This is a genomic window from Ruegeria sp. BF10, assembly GCF_056538725.1.
The window spans coordinates 519,140-538,478 of record NZ_JBQFTR010000002.1; the positions used below are offsets into that span (position 1 = coordinate 519,140).

Consider the following 19,339-nt stretch of genomic DNA (forward strand, 5'->3'; position numbering starts at 1 on the left):
AGACCAGAGCGCGGCGCAGAAGGCGGAATCCAAAACGTTGCGGTCGAAACGGCAACCACGTTTTACCTGCCTTGATGATGAAGCTGGCGACGGTTTTTTGGGGGCGTTCCCAAACCTGATCCGGGAAAAATCCAATGAACGGCGACGCCGTGGGGTTTCGCGGGCCTCATCGTCGCTTCGGAACCTGTTCGAATGGATCTTTCGCTTGGTGCGTGCAGAGTTTTGCAACAAAGCCGATGCCAGACGGCAAGTACCCTCGGGAACCGATATCATAAGGAAGGTATGGGCAGGGCGTTGCTGCGTTTGATTTCGCGCAGAACAACATTTGTTTGCGCGCTTTCCACCGCCGGCAGGCGAAACAGGAATTCTTCCAGGAAAACGTTGTAAGCCCCGATATCCTTGCAGATCACCCGCATGTGGTAGTCCGCCTGCCCGGTCGTTGCGTAGCACTCCATGACTTCCGGGCGCTTCTCGATCGCTGCGATGAACTGCTCCAGATGTTCCGGATTGTGCCGGGTCAGATGAACATGCACCAGGGCCTGAAACGAAAGCCCGGCATGTTCAGGCGACAATTCGGCCCGGTACTGCGAAATCAGGCCGGCCTCTTCAAACGCGCGGACTCGACGCCAGCAGGCAGAAGATGACATGCCCACCCGTTCAGCAAGGTCAGCGTTTGAGATGCGGCAATCATTCTGTAGCAGCGCGAGAAGTTGGCAGTCACGTGAGTCGAGAAGCATCCGAGAAAAATACCCCATATCGCGACAAAAGAAGAGAGGATTTTTCAAAAACATCCGGAAATGGCGGGAAGCTAGAACAGATTCCTCAAAGGATTCCGGTAAAATACCCAGAAAAGGCGAGGCACCCATGACTGACCAGTCCCTGAAATTCGATACTTACGCCCTGTCGGACCGATACAAAGCCTCGGAGGGTCGTGTTTTCCTGACGGGAACGCAAGCTCTGGTGCGCATCATGTTGGACCAGGCCCGCAGGGACGCAGCAGCAGGAAACAACACGGCTGGGTTCATTTCCGGATATCGGGGGTCCCCCCTTGGTGGTCTGGATCTGGAGCTGTGGCGAGCGAAAGAGGAAACCGAGGCGGCCAGGATCACATTCATGCCGGCCGTAAACGAAGACCTCGGTGCCACAGCGGTTCTTGGTGCCCAGCAGGCTTCGCTGGATCCCGATTGTGAGGTCGAGGGCGTGTTTTCGATGTGGTACGGGAAGGGCCCCGGAGTTGACCGTTCAGGGGACGCGCTGCGCCATGGCAATGCCTATGGCTCGTCGCCGAAGGGCGGGGTTCTGGTTGTCGCGGGTGACGATCATGGCTGCGTGTCTTCTTCAATGCCGCATCAGTCCGACGTCGCCTTCATGACCTGGTTCATGCCAACGCTGAATCCGGCCAACGTGGCTGAATACCTGGAATTCGGTGAATACGGGATCGCGCTGAGCCGGTATTCAGGCACCTGGGTCGGGTTCAAGGCGATTTCGGAAACCGTGGAAAGCGGGCAATCTGTGCAGTTGAGACCGGACCGTGCATTTACCATGCCGGAAATAGATCTGCCGTCGGGCGGCTTGCACGTGCGCAGCGCCGATTTGCCAAGCCCGGCCATCGAGACGCGGATCGAACACAAGTTGCGGGCGGTCGAGGCTTTTGTCGAAGCCAACCCGATCGACCGGCGCATCTATGACATCAAGGATGCCCCATTCGGGATTGTTACAACGGGCAAAAGCCATCTGGACCTGATGGAAGCGCTGCGTCTTCTGGGGCTGGACGAAAGCGGATGCCGCCGTTTGGGCATCGACATCTACAAGGTCGGGATGGTTTGGCCTTTGGCGCGGCGCGATGCGCTGTCTTTTGTCCGTGGCAAAAAAGAGGTTCTGGTCGTCGAGGAAAAACGCGGGATCATCGAAAGCCAGTTCAAGGAATATTTCTATGACTGGCCGGGGGACAAACCCGAAAAGATGGTCGGAAAACACCGCGCAGCAGGCGATCCGTTGATTCCCTGGACCGGAGAGTTGAGCCCGTCGAACCTGATTCCGGTCGTTGCAGAGCGACTCGACCGTTTTTTTCCGGAAGAGGGATTCCTGGAAAAGGCGAAGGCGCTGACGGACGAACCGCCATCCGTGCTTAATGTTCCAGGTGCGGTCAGGGCTCCGTATTTTTGCTCGGGTTGTCCCCACAACACATCCACCAAAGTCCCGGATGGAAGCACGGCTGCGTCAGGCATCGGCTGTCACGTGATGGCAAGTTGGATGAATCGCAACACGGTCGGTTATGCGCAGATGGGCGGCGAGGGTGTGCCGCATGTTGTTGCCTCGAAATTCAATGGCAACAAACATATCTTTCAAAACCTTGGCGAGGGTACCTGGTATCATTCCGGGTCGCTTGCCATTCGCCAGGCCGTGGCGGCGGGCACGAACATCACCTACAAGATCCTCTACAATGACGCAGTGGCAATGACGGGGGGGCAGCCTGTTGATGGCCCTATCAGCGTTTCCGGGATCGCCCAGACCTGTCGCGCAGAAGGTGTGGACCGGATCGCCTTGGTTTCAGACGATATAACAAAGTTCGATTCCGGCGATTTTCCGGCACGAACCAGCTTTCACCCCCGGGAAGAGATGGATGCCGTGCAGCGCGAGCTGCGTGACATCCAAGGTGTAACGGTTTTGATCTACGAGCAGACCTGCGCCACCGAGAAACGCCGTCGCCGCAAGCGTGGCAAAACAGAAGACCCCAAGCGGTTTGCGTTCATCAACCCCGCGGTGTGCGAAGGCTGTGGCGATTGCTCTGTCGAAAGCAACTGTCTGAGTATTGAACCATTGGAAACCCCATTGGGCCGCAAGCGAAAGGTCAACCTGAACTCGTGCAACAAGGACTATTCCTGCCTGAACGGGTTTTGCCCCAGTTTCATTACGGTGGAAGGGGCGATGCGGCGAAAAGAACCCAAGCAGAAACTGGATATCCCGTCGCTTCTTGCCAAGGTTCCCGACCCGCAGCTTCCTGACCTGCACGCGCCGTACGATCTTCTGGTCGGTGGGGTCGGTGGTACCGGTGTCGTAACGGTGGGCGCCGTTCTGACGATGGCGGCGCATTTGGAAGGCAAAGGCGCCAGCGTGCTGGATTTTACCGGGTTCGCCCAGAAATTCGGTACGGTTGTCGGCTATGTTCGCATTGCCCGCACGCCCGAAGAAATCAATCAGGTCCGAATTGAGGCCAAAAGCGCCGATGCTGTCATTGGGTGTGACGTGGTCGTGTCTTCGGCGCCCAAAGCCTCGGTTCACTATCGCAAGGGCACAAAAGTCGTGCTGAACCGTGCGGAAATGCCAACAGGCGATCTTGTTCTGCACCGCGATGCCCAGCTCAAGGTCGATGAACGAGAAGCGTTGATACGCTGGACCGTCGGCGAAGAAAATGTCTTCGGTTTGGATGCAAACCAATTGGCCGTGGATTTGCTGGGGGATTCGGTCTTTGCCAATACCTTGCTGTTTGGTGTCGCATGGCAGTTGGGGAACATTCCGATCAGTGAAGTTGCGATCAAACAGGCGATCAAGCTCAATGGAACCGCGGTCGAGGCCAACATAAGGGCCTTTGATCTCGGGCGGGTGATCGCAGCAAACCCACAGATGCTGAATGCGAAGGAAAAGAGCTTCTCGCAAGAATCGGCGCAGCAGATAATCGATTACCGGTCCGACGAATTGGCAACCTATCACGATGACGCTTATGCGCAACAGTACCGGGATCGCCTGGCCCGTCTGTCCGCAGCACTGCCTGACCAGATTCGCGAGGAAGCGCTTTCGCTTGCGGCAAAATCCCTGTTTCGCCTCATGGCAATCAAGGACGAATACGAGGTTGCCCGGCTGCTGACATCGCAACAATTCGAGAAACAACTGCGGTCCGAGTTCGAGGGGGATTTTCGGATCAAATACCACCTCGCCCCTCCGGTTTTAGGTGGTCAGAAGGATGCACGCGGACGGCCGCGCAAGCGAAGCTATGGTGGTTGGATGACCCCCGTTCTGAGGCTCCTTTCGCGTGCACGCAGGCTTCGCGGCGGCTGGCTTGATCCGTTCCGGTTTTCAAGGGACCGCAAGCTTGAAAACGAAACCCTGGCCTGGTTTCTGGGTGTCCTGGATCGCGTCGAAGACACGGACCTCGAGACGGAAACCTGCCTGAAAATCCTGTCAGCCCCGCTGGATATCCGCGGCTTTGGCCCGGTGCGCGAAGCGGCAACACAAACCGTACGCGCGGATGTAGATGCAATGTTGAACGTGATCGGAGAACAGCGAAGGGATGCGCAGGGCGCCGCTTCTCACAAGGCTTGAATGTTCTTTCCGGAACCTGTCCGGAAACGCGGATTTCAGGCGGGGCTGAACGGATCTGAACCCCCGCACATCCCAATGAAATGGGCTGCTGTCTGCATAATGGCGCGACATAATTCTGATCACATTCGGACGCCACCGGCAGCGGCGCGACGCCGCCACCGGACAGTCAGATGTGGGTAACCCTTCGTCACGGGCATTGCGTTGGCAGAGACTGTCTTGCTCTGGGTTGACGAGCAAGGGACCTGTGGGTGCTTTTCACCCAGCCGGCTTTCGTTGTCTCCGACCCCTGCGATCAGACCCTTGCTTTTTCAAAGGCGGCCCAGGCGGTTTCGAATGCTTCGAAATCAAACGCAGGCTCGCGGGCTGCGTCCAGAACAATACGTTCTGTCGCCAAAAGCTTTTGGATGGCACCTTCCAATTGATCGACGACATCATTCGGTATGACCAATGCGCCATGACGATCGGCGTGAACAAGATCACCGGGCTCAACTGTCAGACCAAAAACCGAAACTTGAGTGTCAATCTCGCGGATGTGGACGAAACCGTGGCTCGGTCCGATGGAACCAGCGACAACCGGGAACCCTTGGGGCAAATCCCCCAGATCCCGCATGACACCATTGGTCAGAGCACCCGACATGCCGAAACCCTTGTGAACCGTCGTATTGATCTCACCCCAATAAGCGCCGATGCATTCGGGATAATCCAGATCCTCGACAACGGCGATTGAAGGGCCCGGTGCCTCGGCCATGTACTTGTAATAGGCCATACGTCGGGCTTTGATGACTTCGGGCGGCTCGGTCGGGGGATTGACTGCAGCGATCTTGGCAGTGCGCGCATAGCCGACGATGGCAGGCCCTTCGGGGGCCGAGCTTAGCATGGTGCCACGCGTGAACCTGTCGAACCCACGCCTGCCCTGTGCCACCTCGATGGCATTGCAGACAGTTGGCGTATCGACCTTGCGAAGCAAAGACAAAAGGGACGGTGTCATGTGTCCTCCAGCCAGCGGGACAGCGCCGCTGTTGTTTTTTCAGGTTGTTCCAATGTCGGGAGATGGCCCGCGTCGCCGATGATCTCAAGCGCGCTTCGTGGCAGCAGGTCATGCATAAGTCGGTGGCGTTCAACAGGGCAAAGCCGATCTTCACGCCCGCACAAAACCAGAGCCCTTCCGGTATAAGCCGTCAGAGTCTTGCTTTGGTCCGGTCGGTTCATAAGTGCCTTGGACTGACGTATGAAAACGTCAGGGCCCAGGTCGGTGGCCATTGCCATGCACAGATCCAGGATCGCCCCCCGGTTCGGTCCGTCAGCCAGATAACCGGGCTTCATCTCGTCACGCATCACGGTCCTCAGCTGGCCGTTGCGCACGGCGGACATCTGCGGCGTTCGACGCGCTTTTATCTCTGGCGTTTCAGCCAGTGGATTGGTGTCAAGCAAAGCCAGATGCGAAACACGTTCGGGGGCTTGGCGCGTGACTTCCATCGCCACGATACCCCCCATGGACAACCCGGCCAGCGTGAAAACCGGCGGTGCATTTCCAAGGATATCCCGGGCCATGGCCTCTATGCTGTCGTGGTGAGACAACGGAAAGGTCATCACCGGCATTCTGCCCGACAGAGCATTGATCTGGGGGCCAAAAAGCCGGGCATCACACATCATGCCCGGCAACAAAATCAGAGGTTTCATGCCGAGGCCAGCTTTGCCCCTTCGGACAACGCCGCCAGCTTGGCATAGGCGATCTGGGGATCGACGGCGCCGAATCCCGCAAAAGTGCCAAAGCCGCAATCGCTGCCCGCGATCACCCGGTCCGGCCCCACGATTTCCGTGAACCGGTCAATCCGTTGGGCCACAAGTTCGGGATGTTCGACGAAATTGGTCGTGGTGTCGACCACGCCGGGCACCAGAACCTTGTCATCGGGAATCTCGGCCTTGCGGTCCCGGAACACTGTCCATTCATGGGCATGCCGCGGATTGGACGTTTCGAACAGGACATAGCGCGACTTGGTCGCCATCAGGGTGTTGAAGACCTTGTCCATGGCGATGTCACAGCAATGCGGGCCTTCGTAGTTGCCCCAGCATATATGTACCCGTACGCGATCCTGCGGGACGTTCTGAAGCGCGTGGTTCAGGGCCTCGACATGCATGTTAGCAATCTTGATGAACGCCTCATCCGACAGGTCGGTGAACAGCATGTGGCGCGACAAGGCGAGATCGGGGCAATCCAGTTGCAGGTCCAAACCGGCGGCGACGATGGTTTCATATTCTTCTTTCATCGCGTCGGCCAACGCCGCCAGGTAGGCCTCGCGCGTTGGGTAGAAATCATTCTGCAAAAACAGCGAGATCACTCCGGGAGACGCGGCATTCATGAAACCGCGCTCGGCCCCGTGCCGCGCCATGGCCGCCTTGAGGTTGGCGATGTCCTTTTGCAACTCGCCTTGCCCTTTTGATCGCACCTCACCCGTGCACATCGGCCTTGCGTATTGTGGCGTACCGCCGTCATCGGCCAGTCTTTGCAGAAAGCCGGGGAACATTTTCAAGTCTGCCGGCGCGTTACGAGGGCTGTCGCCCGAAAACCCGGTGTAGCGATCCTTGACATAGGTCGCATAGGAGATTTTCGAAGTTTCGCCGTCGCTGACGATATCAACACCGGCTTCGACCTGTTTGCGCACCGTTTCGGCCACGGCGTTGGCCATGCAGGCATCAAAGGCGCCTGTGTCATAGGGTTCATCGTTTTCGCGGGCAAAAATAAAATCCACGACGTCCTGCGTTCGGGGCAGAGAGCCAACATGTGTTGTTTTTACGGTCATGGGGACCTCCTTAAATTTTTCGTGCCATCAGGATCGTGTGGCTTTGGGCTTCTGGGTCTTCGGCCAGGTATCCGGTCATTTGCAGCCCGTTTTCCTCGAGACACCCGGCGTAACCGGCCGGGGACAGCGAGGCGTGGTAGACAAGCTCTGATCCGACTGTGCCGCTGACCTCTCCGGCACGAGGTCCGACGGTCAGCATGAGCATTCCCTTGGGCCGCAAATGGCGCGCCATCCGGGCGATACAGTCTTTCTGCTCATCCGCCGTAAGGTGGAAAAAGCTGTTCCAGGCGATGATGCCGTCGAACTGTTGATCCAGTTCAAAGTTCCGCATATCCGCGTTGCGCCAGTCCCCATCGGGCCAACGGTCGCGTGCAATGGCAAGCATTGCGTCGGAAAAATCGATGCCTGTTACATCAAATCCTTCGGCCATGAACCACCGGGCGATGGGGTCGCCCGAACCACAGCCCAAGTCCAATACGCGGTCACCCGGTTTCAGGCTGGCCGTGAAGCGCGCCAGCCAGCGCGCTTCGAACAGGGCCTTGGAACGGCGCCTGTCATATTCGGTGGCCTGCCGTTCATAAACCGCGTGGGTGTCATTCGGGTCCGCGTTCATCCTGTCCAGGTCGCTCCTGCCGGGTCATCGGTTGCGGTGATGCGGTACAGGCCCGCCTGTCCGGTCATCGACGGTTGAATGCCGTAGGTTTCGCCGGGAAGAACCAAGGCCGTGTCGCCCACCGAGATTGTTGTCTCGTACCCGTCGATCGCAACACGCCAGTGACCGCTGGCCGGCATCAGAACCACTGGTTTCTCGGCAGCGATCGGTTGCGTCACCGCGGACCCGCGCCCCAGAAAATCGACCTCGAATCCGGGTTTGTCCTTGATCAACGCGTTTTCGCCAATCACCTTTGCCGGCTTATTGGCCGACAACGCCATCAGATCCCAATACCGCGCAACGAATTTGCCAACCACGTCCTCGACAGGAACTTCGGGATAGCTTTTCAGTTGTTCTTCGGTCAGCACAGGCATCGGGCGGACATTATGGGGCAGGTCCTGGCCCAGTTTGGAGTCGTACAGAACGCCATTGTCGCCCAGCATCAGACCATGTGCCTGCGCATCTTCGATCACCTGAGGCGCCCATGTGACGCCGCCGCCCGCATCGTCTCCGCCCAGGATCGACATGATCATTCCGTAATCCTGTCCGACATTCTCAAAGCCCCGGAAAATCCCGGTTGGAATGTTGAAGATGTCCCCTTCCTCGGCGATGAATTCCCCGGCCGTGCCATAGCGGCCCCAGAAAAACCGCCAACGACCCTTGGCAACGAAAAAGACCTCGGCCGTGGTGTGGCTGTGCAGTGAGTTGCGGCATTTCGGCGGCTGCCCGGCCGCTCCGATGTTGAAGCCGATCTTGTCGGTGATGTGGACATGCTGGTCCGGAGATTCCGAGACGCCGCCGCCGATTATCGTGAAATTCTCTTTCTGATCGCTGCCGGGAGTATGGGCATCGATGAAAGCGGTTTTACAGGGTTGAAGCTCGCCATAGCGGACGATGCGGGAAGGGATGGGTGATTTTGTCATGACGTAGGATCCGATATTACGTTTTTGGAAAGAAAGCTCGTGTGCCCAAACAGGACACGCCCTTGCTTTCCGGGCGGGCGCAGGTTCAGTCGCCGCGCCCTCAGGCTTTGACGGTACATATGGAAACGCCGAATGGCCCGCGGCTCGGACAGACCGCCCGACAGGATGCGATATGAGACCGGGCGGCCCACTCAGACCTCGCCGTTCTGCAACAGGATCTGCTTCCAGACCGAGGTTTCATCGAACAGGGTGTATTCACGGCGCAACTGCGGCTGCCCCGTTATAAGCGCGCCGAATTCAGCGTGGCTGATCCCGAGGACATAAACCTGTGCACCAGTCGGCGCCCCGAACACACCCCAGCCGTCATGCTTGCCCCAAAGGCTCCAGCGAATGGCCGCGCGCGAAGGCATATCAGGGTCATCTCGCCCGATCTGATGCTCGATCTTGAATTCTGCATTCGGAAAACTCGCCCGCAGACCCATCCAGAAACGGTCGACAGCATCCCGGCCATGCCCTGTTACGCCGCCCACATATTCTGACTGAACAGCGCGGTCATATTCTGAACCGATCACGCCCATATCTGCGTTCATGATCCGCGTCAGAATGTCGGCGTAGCGCTGCCCCCATTCATTCTCGTTGCCGCGACCTTTGTAGGGACCAGGCTGATCGATTTCGGGGGTCAGGGGTTTGACGCAGTTTTCCTTGCCGCCTTCCCGGGCAATCAGATCGGCGGCGTATTCCTTGGGATCCCAGCCCATCTGGCGCACAATCGCGCCCTGATCGCGGATCAGCCATTCATCGTTGATCTGATTGTCGATGGCGTGGCAATCCGCAAGAATCCGGTAACGCAGCTTGGTGCCGGTGGGCTTGCCATAGACGCCCTCGGCCAAATGCGTGGCCGTTGAAATGATGCGGTGAGAGCTCAGCATGCCTTCTTCCGGTGTGCCGGACCAGATCACGTCTTCGCCCAGCAACTGCCGGTCCGGAAACTCGGCCAGCGTTGCCATTGTGGCCCCAATGACATTCTGATTGCCCAAAACAACCGAGCCGGGTGAACGGACCACGATGTCATCGCTGTAATACTCATGCAGCGTGGCGATCCCCCTGTCTTCCCAGATCTCCTTGGTGATGCCGATGATGTAATCCGGAAAATCCCGGAATTTCGGATCGAAGCCTTTCATGTCTCTGTCCTTTGAGGGGCCCATCCCTTGGGCAATCGAGCCGAGGTCCGCACAACCAGTGGTCCATCAATGGCCACTTTGCGCGGTTCGGCTTTCGCCGGGGTGTCGATATGTTCGAAAAGGGCGGCAACGGTTTCGGCCACCATAAGGTTGGCCCGCTGCCGGATCGTCGTCAAATTGTAAGCTGGCCAACCGGCCGGCGGCACGTCGTCATAGCCCACGACCGAGACATCCTCGGGGACGCGCAGGCCAAGTTCAAAACGGATCACATCCATCGCCGCCAATGCCATGTGATCATTGGCCACAAATACGGCATCCGGCCGTCGTTCAGGGGCGACATCGAACATCCGACGGGCTGCTGTACGGGCGTTTTCCGTGTGAAACTCCCCTACTTCGTGGGCAAACAGTTCCTGCCCGGCCTCGGCCAGTGCGGCGCGATACCCGGCTTCGCGGTCCCGCTGCGTCGAGGCCCCTTGCCAACCTGCGATATAGGCAATCCGTTGGTGCCCACCGGCTAGCAGAAATTCCGCGACTTTGCGGCCCCCGGCATAGTTGTCGGACGTGACCGTGGTGATGCCCTCGATGTCCTGGCTGCGGTTGAACAGCACCACTGGCACCCCGGCCTGTTGGCAGCGCATGGCGATATCCGACGACATGGGCACCGAGGCCAGGATGACGCCATCCACCTGGTAATCGAGAATCTCTTCCATCACATCGTCGATGTTCCCGGCCGATCGTGAGGCCATGAAGATCAGCACGTGATAGCCTTGCTCCTGAAGGGCGTTTGACAGCTTCTCGAGCGCTTCCGGATAAAAATAGTTATCAAGGTAGCCCACCACCAAACCGATAATCCGGCTTTTCCCGGACACCATGGCGCGGGCCAGAACGTTTGGACGATAGCCCAGTTCAGCGGCGGCTTTGCGCACTTTCTCCTCGGTCTTTTTGCTGACCGAGGCGCCGGGCGTGAATACGCGGCTGACGGCGGACTGGCTGACACCAGCCAGTTGGGCGACCTGAAGGGATGTAACTTTTTCCGCCATCAATCTGCCGTCCAACCCCCGTCAATCAACATCGAAGTACCGGTGACCAGAGCAGAGGCGTCTGACGCGAGATACCGCACCGCGCCCATGATGTCTTCGACTTCTCCGACCCGGTTCAGCTTGATCTTTTCCATGATCCACGCGGCACGTTCAGGATTGTCGAATGTGGATTGGGTCAGCGGCGTTCTGATGAAAGTCGGGCAGACCGTGTTGATCCGAATGCCGTGTTTGCCCCATTCGATGGCCATGGATTTGACCATGCCTTCCAGCCCATGTTTGGTCGCACAGTAAAGCGCCCGGTCGACCCCGCCGACATGCCCCATCTGGCTGGAGATGTGGATGATCGATCCCGGCTTTGCTGCCTTGATCAAAGCGCGGGCGGCGTAGGCGGACAGGAAATAGGCGGAACGCAAATTGACATTGGTGACAACATCGAAGTCATCGGGCGTGGTTTCGATGGCCGGGCTGTGGCGCGCGATCCCCGCCGAATTCACCACGATATCAAAGCAGCGCGATGCAAAAAGCTGTTCCAATGCGCGCAGATCACCCTGATCCATCACAAGCGCTTCGGCAGACCATCCCTTCTCTTTCAGAGCGGATACTGTCTCATTCAACCGATCCGCCCCTCTGGCCGCGCAAACAACATGTGCACCCGCCTCGGCCAAAGCCACTGCACAGCCCTGACCGATGCCAGACGAGGCTCCGGTAACGAGGGCGGATTTCCCGTTCAGGGAAAACGAAGGGGTGCGTGGCAATTCCGTCATCAGCTCATTCCATCCGGTATTTCAATGCGGCCCATATTCCGGGCCTTGTTGAATTCCCGCAGGCGGGCAAAAACGTCAACGCCAAGCTGCCGGTAGGCATCCAGCAAATCAACCAGCACCCAGTTTTCCCGGATCCTGCTGTTTTCCAAACGCCAGAAATCGAGGCTGCGCATGGTGATCTTCTTGCCTGACGGAGCGATGCCCATCCAGCCATCATCGGTGACGGTCTGGATCATGTTGGGCCAGCCCGTCACGGCCGCGTAATCCCCATCCCCGAAAAAGTGATAGGTGATGTCGTCCACAAACTGCCCTCGATCCGGCATTCCGTTCAGGAACGGGATCTGGTGCCAGTTGCGGAACCCTGCATACCCGCGCCCGGTGCCGATGCCCGAAGGGCCGTACCAGTTCATGCGCGGGTGCCAGAACCGTTCCATCTCCATCACTTCGGGGCCACCTTGGGACGGGTGTTTCTTGAGATGCTCCAGCATGTCGATGATGTGCTGGCAGGTCAGTTTGCCCTTGGCTTCATCATAAGGGCCAGGCACAAACCCGTCCTGGGTGGCAGGTCCCGGTACGTGCCATTCCCGGCCCAGGCTGGGTGCCATCGGCCAGGCATTCGCCTGCATCATGACTTCGGGGATGTCCCACAGGGCCTGCATCTCGACGATCTTGCCGTTTTCAAAGCGGTAGAATTCATGAAACCGCATCGTAACCTGATGACCCGTCGGTGGGATGTCCAGCCAGGGGCCGGTGAAAACACCGGTGTAATAGCCACCACATCCGATCCAATCTGCGCCGAACTCATCCGGGCCGGCCATGACGATGTAATCGCGCCGTTCAAGATCGGGCCAGGCCGCCAGCAAGTCTTTGTAGCCAGTGTCATAGAAAGCATCACTGCCGATGCTGTCCCCAAAGGGATGACACAGATGGAACACGGCATCCGGTGACGTGATATCCGCGAAAGCCCGACGTACGCCCGCCTCATCGAAATCGTACATCGCAGCCCTGAGCGGTTCGATCAGGGCTTTGTGATGCGTGTGTTTGTCACTCATTCAGCAGCGTCCCGGTAAGGCGCCGGCGCACCGTAGGGAACATTGATTCCGCCATATCGGCGCACACGAAGGTTGCACTGTTCAGCGTGACCAACGAACCCTTCGAGCATGCACAGGCGCGAACCATACTCGCCGATCAGCGTTGCGGCCTCATCGGTCAGAACCTTTTGATAGCTGTGCGTCTTCAGGTATTTACCAACCCAAAGACCACCCGTGTATCGCCCGGCCTTCTTGGTCGGCAGCGTGTGGTTGGTGCCAATCACCTTGTCCCCGTTCGAAACATTGGTGCGCGGCCCAAGGAACAACGCCCCATAGCAGGTCATGTTTTCAAGGAACCAGTCGTCTCGGTCGGTCATCACCTGCACGTGTTCCGAGGCGATGTCATCGGCAACCTGCAGCATCTCATCATAAGTGTCGCAAACGATCACCTCACCATATTCGTCCCACGACACCTTTGCGGTATCCGCGGTTGGCAGGATGCCCAGCAGCCGGTCGACCTCGGTCATGGTGTCATTGGCCAGATTGCGTGAGTTGGTCAGCAGAACGCAGGGGCTGTTGTATCCATGCTCGGCCTGCCCCAGAAGATCGGTTGCGCACAGCTCGGCATCTGCGGCGGTTTCGTCGGCAATGACCATCGTTTCGGTCGGCCCTGCAAAAAGATCGATCCCGACACGACCGAACAACTGACGTTTGGCTTCCGCGACAAAGGCGTTGCCGGGACCAACAAGCATGTGAACGGGATCGATCGTCTCGGTGCCCAATGCCATGGCTCCGATGGCCTGAATGCCGCCCATGACATAGATCTCATGCGCGCCACCCAAGTGCATGGCGGCAATCACCGCCGCGTTGGGTTTGCCCTGAAACGGAGGCGTGCATGCGATGATGCGCGGCACCCCTGCCACCGAGGCGGTCGCTACCGACATATGCGCCGAGGCGACCATCGGGAACTTGCCGCCAGGAACGTAGCATCCAACCGATTGCACCGGGATGTTCTTATGCCCCAGAATGACGCCGGGCAGGGTTTCGACCTCGATGTCCAGCATTGAATCCCGCTGCGCCTGCGCAAAGTTGCGCACCTGTTCCTGCGCGAACTTGATATCGGCCAGCTCACGATCGGACAATTGCCCGATCAGGTCATCAATTTCCCGCTGGCTCAGGCGGAACGAGGCTGGCGAGTAGTTGTCGAACTTCTCACTCAACGCACGCACCGCGGCATCCCCACGGGTTTCGATGTCTTTCAGCGTCGCCTCAACCACGGCACGGGTCTTGGCATCATCCTCTGCCCGATCCGCATCGGATTTGCCGCGTTTAAGATACTCGATTGCCATCTTTCCAATCCTCAGTTTTCCGGCCGGGGCGGAGTCTTCTCGCCCCGGTCAAATGCTTCCCAGCCTTCGCCGTTGAACAGGTCCACGCCCAGCTGAGCCGCAACGTGGGCAAAGTCGACATTCACCCAGTTGTCGACGATCTTGCCGTTGACCACTTTCCAGAAGTCCATGTACCTGATCTCGACACGCCTGCCCGTGGGGGCGATGCCCAGAAACTCGCCGGAATGCGTGGCTTCCTGACGGCCAAACGCGGCGGCCCATTCACCCATGTAAAGGCGCGCTTCGTCAACGCAGACCTTATCCGAAAACGCGGCTTGAAACGGGCGCTGCCAATTGTCCTGAAACTCTTGCAGGCCGGTCTTGGTGCCGCAGCCCTGATTGCCCATCCAGCGAAAACCTTCGGCGAAGAATTCACCGATGTCATCGATGCGGTGGTCATTCAGACCATCCACCATTGTTTCGATCACGCGGCGCGTGTCGTCGGTTTTGCTCATGTCCGTGTCGCGGGTCAGAACCGCTTGTTCGGGACGGGAACCTTTCATCTTTCTATCCTTTCAGGTTGCCGAGGGAAGGGATTGGGACGTGCGGCCCCAATGCTCAGAAAGTCCCTTGGCATCCTGTTCAGCGCCGGGTGGCGCGACATGGCGTTATGTCGGGCGTTCTTGCTCATCAGCCTTTCACCGCCCCGGCTGTCAGACCGCTGACAATCTGGCGCTGGAAGATCAGGACAAGGAAGATCAGTGGCGCGGTGATCGACACGGCAGCGGCAACCGCAACGACCTGATCGGTTGTCGTGGTCTCGCGGTTGAACATGCCGACGATGGCGGGAACCATGGTCTGGTTCTGCGCATCAAGCAGCAGCGCGGTGACCAGAAAATCGTTGTACGCCAGCAGGAAGCTGAACAGCCCTGTGGTTATGACACCCGGCCACATCACCGGCATGATGACACGGCGGAAGGCCTGAAAGTGGCTGCACCCATCCACGCGGGCGGCCTCGTCCAATTCGGCCGGGATGTTCTGGAAGAACGAGCGTAGCATCCAGATCGTGAAGGGCTGATTGATCGCGACCAGCACCGCGATCACAGCGAAGGGTTTGCCGTACAGGGTTGGTGCGTTTTCCCCCAGGATCGGGCTGAGCCATTCGGCCGAGTTGATGAAAACCGGCAGATAGCCCGCCACCAGAACCGAGTGTGGCAGGGCTCGGAACACCAGTGCAACGATCAGGATCCAGAAGGCCAAAGTCGACCCTGACCGGGCCAGACCGTAGCCTGCCAACGTGCCCACGGTCAGCGACACGGTCACCACGCCCGTTGTGACAATCAGCGAATTCTTGAAGTTGTTCGAAAAGCCCCGGTCGATCCAGACGGTTTTGTAATGCTCGGTCGTCAGACCAAGCACATCCCGTCCCAGAGGGCCAAACAGGGGGTTCAACACATTCAGGAGTGCAGGCAGGACGACGAAGAACACCAGCAGGAAACCCACCAGCACGGCCAGAACACCGATCAGCCAGCCGAACCATTCCTGTCCGGGCTTGGTGTAGGACCTGACCATTGAAGGTAACGTTCTGGTCGCCACGAGGATCGTGCCCCAGATGACCGCGATGCCCAGGATGATATCCAGCAGTGACAAGCCCTTTCCGACGCTCAGCGTGGCCGGCCCGAAGATCACGTTCAGCGCGTTGCCGTCGAACGCATCAACGGGTGATTTGAAGCTCATCACCACGATCCAGAAGATCGGGAAGGCCGCGATCAGGCACCAGAGCGCAAGGAAGATGTTCGAGGTCAACCGCAGGCTGAAGGGCTGGCGAAGCGCACGCGAGGACATGTCAGTGACCTCCTTTATGGTCGCGCCACGTTCGGCGCAGCGGCAGGATAAGCAGGATGACGACACCGATCATGGTCAGCATCGAGTTGGCGGACGCCCGGCTGATCGACCGGTTGCCGGCCTGATCCGGCGTCAGATAGTCGAAGGTCAGCCATTGCAGCGAGATGACGTAGCCCTGGCTTGAAAAACCGACGATCTCTTCGAACACGCGGTAGCTGTCCATCAGGTGGATCATCGACACGAAGATGATCAGCGGCATCAGGTGTGGAATGACGATGTATTTCAGGCGCTGCCATCGGGTCGCACCGTCAATCACGGCACTTTCCAGGCTGTCCTGATTGACCGTTTGCAGCCCGGCATAGAAGACAATGGCGGCAAAGGGTGCCACGTGCCAGACGCGGTAGAGCATCATCAGTAACTCGATGGTCCAGGCTTGGGCGAACAAGGCGATGTCCCGGTTCAGCCACCATTCCATCATAGCGGTCAGGATGCCGTCGCCCCGAAACAGCCAGTTGATCGACAGCACACCGATCACGGGTGTGATGATGAAGGGCAGCAGGGACACAAAGATCACAGGCCCGCGGATGGACCGCGCGGCATTGTTTATCAGGATTGCTATTCCAAGCCCGCACCCGACCACCAGCGGCAGAGTGATCAAGGTGAAGGTCAAGGTGAACCGAAGCGCCTTCCAGAAGTTGATCGTAGACAGCACATGCCAACTGCCGTCGCTTATGGCGCGCCATGCGCGTTCAGGCTCCAACACGTTGCGATAGCTTTGCAAGCCGACATATTGGGTTTGGGTAATGACCTCGCCATGTTCGTCGAGCTTTGGCTGCGAAACCATCTCGGTCACGCAGGTCTGCGTCAGGAAACCGGGCGTGCAGGTTTCCTTTTCGACAGTCTCATAGATTGGCTGGGTTACATAGAAACTCTGCTTGAACACGCTGATCAACGGGAACGCGATGAAGAGAAGCATCATAAAGACAGAGGGGCCGACAAACGCGGCAAATGTCCGGAAATTCATGGCTCTGCCTTTCTCATGACTCTCGAGGGGAAGGGGCGGGAGGGCCGTAGCCCTCCCACGGGAGGATCAGTTGCTGATCAGACCTGCTTCTTTCGCGGCAGTGATGTAATCCGCCTCGATATCAGCCAGCGTTGTCTGAGCATCCTTGGCGCCGGTCAGGTAGTCGGCCAGACCGTTGCCCAGGGCAGTGTGCATGATGCCCATCGGGCCAGATGCCGGGTACGCCTTTGCACCCGCTTCAGCCGAAGCTGCTGCTCCTGCCGCCAAAGCACCCGCTGAATAGGCAGGGCTCAGCCAAACAGCGACGTCGTTGTTTGCGCTGACCATCTCGCTGTCCATGCCCTCAAGCGCGACGCGGAAAGCGGCATCTGCTTCTTCGTCGCTCATGTTCGACGCCAGAACGATGCCATCCCACCAGATGGTGGTTGCCGGCGCTGCCGAACCCATAGGAGCGGCTGCCATGGTGACTTTGCCAACGACCTGGCTTTCGGCCTCGTCATTCATCGCGGCTGCACGGCTGGCCCAAAGGTTCGCCATGGCGATCTTGCCCTGCTGGAACTGTTGCTGAACATAGGTCGAGTCAGAAACCAGATATTCCGGATCCATGTACTCGGTCATGGCTTTCAATGTCTCAAGTGCCGCAACGCCCTGTTCGTTGTTGATCGCGGGCATGTTGCCATCGCCAAAGAACGAGCCGCCTTCGCCAAGGTACATGTTGACGAATTCCTGGCCGAGGTTCCAACCGGTCTTGAACGTCCCACCAATGGGATAGTCCATGACACCGGCTTCCTTGATCTTGGCAGCCGCGGCCAGGACGTCATCATAGGTTTTTGGTTCTTCGATGCCCAGCTCAGCCAGAACATCATCGCGATACATCAGGTGCTGCGCATTCACCATCATCGCAATGGCCATGGTCTTGCCATCGACCTTGATCAACTGGTTGGGCAGCAAATCCTGACCGTATTTTTCAACCAGATCATCCAGCGGACGGATCGTGCCTGCGTTCAGCAACGGCACCAGGGTCGCGTTCGATACACCGCCAATCTGATAAAGTGCGGGATCCGCAGCAAATGCTTCGGGTTGCTTTTCGCGGAATTCCTGATCCAGCGATGCGCTGAAATTGCCGCATTCTGCCATCGCATCGGTGACCGCCTTCCAGGCTTCAAAACCGGCGGACAGTGATTTTAGCGGCACATCGTTTTCAAAGGCGCAATCTGCCCACGCGCCGGTGGCGGCGATGGACATGGCACCGGCCATGAGGATCGTCTTGAGTTTCATAGGTTTCTCCCTGTCAGGATCGGTCCGTCGTCGACGTCCGGACCGGCGTTATGCCCTTGCGGGCCGTTTGTGGGGTCAGCCCCCGATCCGCGCACCGCTTCCAGCTTCGAAGAGGTGACAGATTTCCGTCGGCACAGAGAACGAGACCGTTTCGCCAATCTCGGCGCGGAATGCTTTGTCTGCTTTCACCGAAACCAGAGCTCCGCCGACCCGAACCGAGATCATGGTCGCGTCGCCCAGCAATTCCAGCGTATAGATCGGAGCGGTGATCTGACCTTTGCCATCGGCAAGGCTGGCATCTTCGGCCCTGAAGCCCAGTGTCATTGGGCCATCCGGTGCGTCCACAGCAATTTCGACATGCTCGGCGCGGAAAATTCCGCCGGCAACTTCGCCATCCATCAAATTCATTGCAGGTGAACCGATGAAGCTGGCGACGAACGTATTCGCGGGACGGTCATAGATTTCGGTCGGGCTTCCGACCTGCTGAACCACGCCCTGTTTCATCACGACGACGCGGTCGGCAAGGGTCATGGCCTCGATCTGGTCGTGGGTGACGTAAATGGTGGTGACGGCCAGCTCATGGCTCAGGTTCTTGATCTGGGCCCGGGTGGAAACCCGCAGCTTGGCGTCCAGATTGGACAACGGCTCGTCCATCAGGAACACGTTGGGTTCGCGAACGATGGCACGCGCAAGTGCCACACGCTGTCTCTGACCACCCGACAACTCGGCTGGCTTGCGATGCAGAAAATCGTCCAGTTCAACCATCGCGCTGGCGCGGCGCACTTTTTCGTCGTGGGTTGCCGGGTCGATACCGCGCACTTTCAGCGGAAAGCGGATGTTCTCGTAAACGTTCATGTTGGGATACAGAGCGTAGCTTTGGAACACCATCGCCACGTCGCGGTCCTTGGGCTCCAGATCATTGATCACGTTGCCGTCGACAAGGATTTCGCCCTCCGTCACGTCTTCAAGGCCGGCGATCATGCGCATGGTGGTTGTCTTGCCGCAGCCGGATGGGCCGAGCAGCACCAGAAACTCGCGATCTGCAATCGTCAGGTCGAAATTGTGAACCCCAACGAATGAGCCCCATCGCTTGCCGACGTTCCGCAATTGAATTTCCGCCATGGTGCCCCCTGCAAGGAATCGTTTTGCATA

17 protein-coding genes are annotated in these 19,339 nt (G+C 58.4%); 1 reads left to right on the forward strand and 16 read right to left on the reverse strand.

The genetic code is table 11. The features are described 5' to 3' along the window. Nucleotides 1-269 precede the first annotated feature (269 nt). The gene (locus tag ACR0DJ_RS12215; protein ID WP_170346849.1) at nucleotides 270-737 is read right to left on the reverse strand and encodes an Lrp/AsnC family transcriptional regulator; all 468 of its coding nucleotides are present in this window, start codon (nucleotides 735-737) and stop codon (nucleotides 270-272) included. A gap of 127 nt (nucleotides 738-864) precedes the next feature. Between ACR0DJ_RS12215 and ACR0DJ_RS12220 the strand changes: the two genes are divergently transcribed. Beyond that, nucleotides 865-4,320 (forward strand): indolepyruvate ferredoxin oxidoreductase family protein, encoded by a 3,456-nt coding sequence (locus ACR0DJ_RS12220; RefSeq protein WP_480685132.1) that lies wholly within the window; start codon nucleotides 865-867, stop codon nucleotides 4,318-4,320. A gap of 292 nt (nucleotides 4,321-4,612) precedes the next feature. On the opposite strand, the gene ACR0DJ_RS12225 is transcribed toward ACR0DJ_RS12220, so the two are convergent. The 15 genes from ACR0DJ_RS12225 to ACR0DJ_RS12295 form a co-directional block, all read right to left on the reverse strand. Further along, on the reverse strand, nucleotides 4,613-5,308 hold the full coding sequence (locus ACR0DJ_RS12225; protein WP_480685133.1) for an RraA family protein: 696 nt from the start codon (nucleotides 5,306-5,308) through the stop codon (nucleotides 4,613-4,615). Next, a complete protein-coding gene (locus ACR0DJ_RS12230) occupies nucleotides 5,305-6,000 on the reverse strand; it encodes an alpha/beta fold hydrolase (RefSeq protein WP_480685135.1) in 696 nt (231 codons plus the stop codon). Before ACR0DJ_RS12230 ends, ACR0DJ_RS12225 begins: the two co-directional genes overlap by 4 nt. Further along, nucleotides 5,997-7,121 carry a cobalamin-independent methionine synthase II family protein gene (locus ACR0DJ_RS12235; RefSeq protein WP_480685137.1) on the reverse strand — a complete coding sequence of 375 codons (1,125 nt, stop codon included), beginning with the start codon at nucleotides 7,119-7,121 and terminating at the stop codon, nucleotides 5,997-5,999. The genes ACR0DJ_RS12230 and ACR0DJ_RS12235 overlap by 4 nt, the downstream gene beginning before the upstream one ends. A gap of 10 nt (nucleotides 7,122-7,131) precedes the next feature. After that, nucleotides 7,132-7,734 carry a class I SAM-dependent methyltransferase gene (locus ACR0DJ_RS12240; protein ID WP_170346854.1) on the reverse strand — a complete coding sequence of 201 codons (603 nt, stop codon included), beginning with the start codon at nucleotides 7,732-7,734 and terminating at the stop codon, nucleotides 7,132-7,134. Then, nucleotides 7,731-8,696 carry a cupin domain-containing protein gene (locus tag ACR0DJ_RS12245; protein WP_480685139.1) on the reverse strand — a complete coding sequence of 322 codons (966 nt, stop codon included), beginning with the start codon at nucleotides 8,694-8,696 and terminating at the stop codon, nucleotides 7,731-7,733. The genes ACR0DJ_RS12240 and ACR0DJ_RS12245 overlap by 4 nt, the downstream gene beginning before the upstream one ends. Nucleotides 8,697-8,887: 191 nt before the next feature. Next, nucleotides 8,888-9,877, reverse strand: a complete 990-nt coding sequence (locus ACR0DJ_RS12250; protein ID WP_480685141.1) for a nuclear transport factor 2 family protein — start codon at nucleotides 9,875-9,877, stop codon at nucleotides 8,888-8,890. Beyond that, nucleotides 9,874-10,917: a LacI family DNA-binding transcriptional regulator gene (locus ACR0DJ_RS12255; protein ID WP_216597841.1), complete on the reverse strand. Its 1,044-nt coding sequence runs from the start codon at nucleotides 10,915-10,917 to the stop codon at nucleotides 9,874-9,876. The genes ACR0DJ_RS12250 and ACR0DJ_RS12255 overlap by 4 nt, the downstream gene beginning before the upstream one ends. Then, complete coding sequence (locus tag ACR0DJ_RS12260) at nucleotides 10,917-11,681, reverse strand: SDR family NAD(P)-dependent oxidoreductase (protein WP_480685144.1); 765 nt, start codon at nucleotides 11,679-11,681, stop codon at nucleotides 10,917-10,919. Before ACR0DJ_RS12260 ends, ACR0DJ_RS12255 begins: the two co-directional genes overlap by 1 nt. Beyond that, entirely contained in the window at nucleotides 11,681-12,733 is a 1,053-nt protein-coding gene (locus tag ACR0DJ_RS12265; protein WP_480685146.1) for an ester cyclase, read from the reverse strand. Before ACR0DJ_RS12265 ends, ACR0DJ_RS12260 begins: the two co-directional genes overlap by 1 nt. Continuing rightward, complete coding sequence (gene hisD, locus ACR0DJ_RS12270) at nucleotides 12,730-14,061, reverse strand: histidinol dehydrogenase (RefSeq protein WP_480685148.1); 1,332 nt, start codon at nucleotides 14,059-14,061, stop codon at nucleotides 12,730-12,732. Before hisD ends, ACR0DJ_RS12265 begins: the two co-directional genes overlap by 4 nt. Before the next feature lie 11 nt (nucleotides 14,062-14,072). After that, on the reverse strand, nucleotides 14,073-14,603 hold the full coding sequence (locus ACR0DJ_RS12275; RefSeq protein WP_480685149.1) for an ester cyclase: 531 nt from the start codon (nucleotides 14,601-14,603) through the stop codon (nucleotides 14,073-14,075). 127 nt (nucleotides 14,604-14,730) lie between these two features. Continuing rightward, nucleotides 14,731-15,885 (reverse strand): carbohydrate ABC transporter permease, encoded by a 1,155-nt coding sequence (locus tag ACR0DJ_RS12280; RefSeq protein WP_480685151.1) that lies wholly within the window; start codon nucleotides 15,883-15,885, stop codon nucleotides 14,731-14,733. 1 nt (nucleotide 15,886) lies between these two features. Next, nucleotides 15,887-16,864, reverse strand: a complete 978-nt coding sequence (locus ACR0DJ_RS12285; RefSeq protein WP_480686266.1) for a carbohydrate ABC transporter permease — start codon at nucleotides 16,862-16,864, stop codon at nucleotides 15,887-15,889. A 111-nt stretch (nucleotides 16,865-16,975) separates the two neighbouring features. After that, complete coding sequence (locus ACR0DJ_RS12290) at nucleotides 16,976-18,187, reverse strand: ABC transporter substrate-binding protein (protein WP_425079128.1); 1,212 nt, start codon at nucleotides 18,185-18,187, stop codon at nucleotides 16,976-16,978. Between the two features lie 75 nt (nucleotides 18,188-18,262). Further along, a complete protein-coding gene (locus ACR0DJ_RS12295; protein ID WP_170346865.1) occupies nucleotides 18,263-19,309 on the reverse strand; it encodes an ABC transporter ATP-binding protein in 1,047 nt (348 codons plus the stop codon). Nucleotides 19,310-19,339 lie beyond the last annotated feature (30 nt).

Coding starts and splice junctions, on each gene's coding strand:
- ACR0DJ_RS12215 (WP_170346849.1), bottom strand. CDS start 737: ATGCTTCTCGACTCACGTGACTGCCAACTTCTCGCGCTGCTACAGAAT.
- ACR0DJ_RS12220 (WP_480685132.1), top strand. CDS start 865: ATGACTGACCAGTCCCTGAAATTCGATACTTACGCCCTGTCGGACCGA.
- ACR0DJ_RS12225 (WP_480685133.1), bottom strand. CDS start 5,308: ATGACACCGTCCCTTTTGTCTTTGCTTCGCAAGGTCGATACGCCAACT.
- ACR0DJ_RS12230 (WP_480685135.1), bottom strand. CDS start 6,000: ATGAAACCTCTGATTTTGTTGCCGGGCATGATGTGTGATGCCCGGCTT.
- ACR0DJ_RS12235 (WP_480685137.1), bottom strand. CDS start 7,121: ATGACCGTAAAAACAACACATGTTGGCTCTCTGCCCCGAACGCAGGAC.
- ACR0DJ_RS12240 (WP_170346854.1), bottom strand. CDS start 7,734: ATGAACGCGGACCCGAATGACACCCACGCGGTTTATGAACGGCAGGCC.
- ACR0DJ_RS12245 (WP_480685139.1), bottom strand. CDS start 8,696: ATGACAAAATCACCCATCCCTTCCCGCATCGTCCGCTATGGCGAGCTT.
- ACR0DJ_RS12250 (WP_480685141.1), bottom strand. CDS start 9,877: ATGAAAGGCTTCGATCCGAAATTCCGGGATTTTCCGGATTACATCATC.
- ACR0DJ_RS12255 (WP_216597841.1), bottom strand. CDS start 10,917: ATGGCGGAAAAAGTTACATCCCTTCAGGTCGCCCAACTGGCTGGTGTC.
- ACR0DJ_RS12260 (WP_480685144.1), bottom strand. CDS start 11,681: ATGACGGAATTGCCACGCACCCCTTCGTTTTCCCTGAACGGGAAATCC.
- ACR0DJ_RS12265 (WP_480685146.1), bottom strand. CDS start 12,733: ATGAGTGACAAACACACGCATCACAAAGCCCTGATCGAACCGCTCAGG.
- hisD (WP_480685148.1), bottom strand. CDS start 14,061: ATGGCAATCGAGTATCTTAAACGCGGCAAATCCGATGCGGATCGGGCA.
- ACR0DJ_RS12275 (WP_480685149.1), bottom strand. CDS start 14,603: ATGAAAGGTTCCCGTCCCGAACAAGCGGTTCTGACCCGCGACACGGAC.
- ACR0DJ_RS12280 (WP_480685151.1), bottom strand. CDS start 15,885: ATGTCCTCGCGTGCGCTTCGCCAGCCCTTCAGCCTGCGGTTGACCTCG.
- ACR0DJ_RS12285 (WP_480686266.1), bottom strand. CDS start 16,864: ATGATGCTTCTCTTCATCGCGTTCCCGTTGATCAGCGTGTTCAAGCAG.
- ACR0DJ_RS12290 (WP_425079128.1), bottom strand. CDS start 18,187: ATGAAACTCAAGACGATCCTCATGGCCGGTGCCATGTCCATCGCCGCC.
- ACR0DJ_RS12295 (WP_170346865.1), bottom strand. CDS start 19,309: ATGGCGGAAATTCAATTGCGGAACGTCGGCAAGCGATGGGGCTCATTC.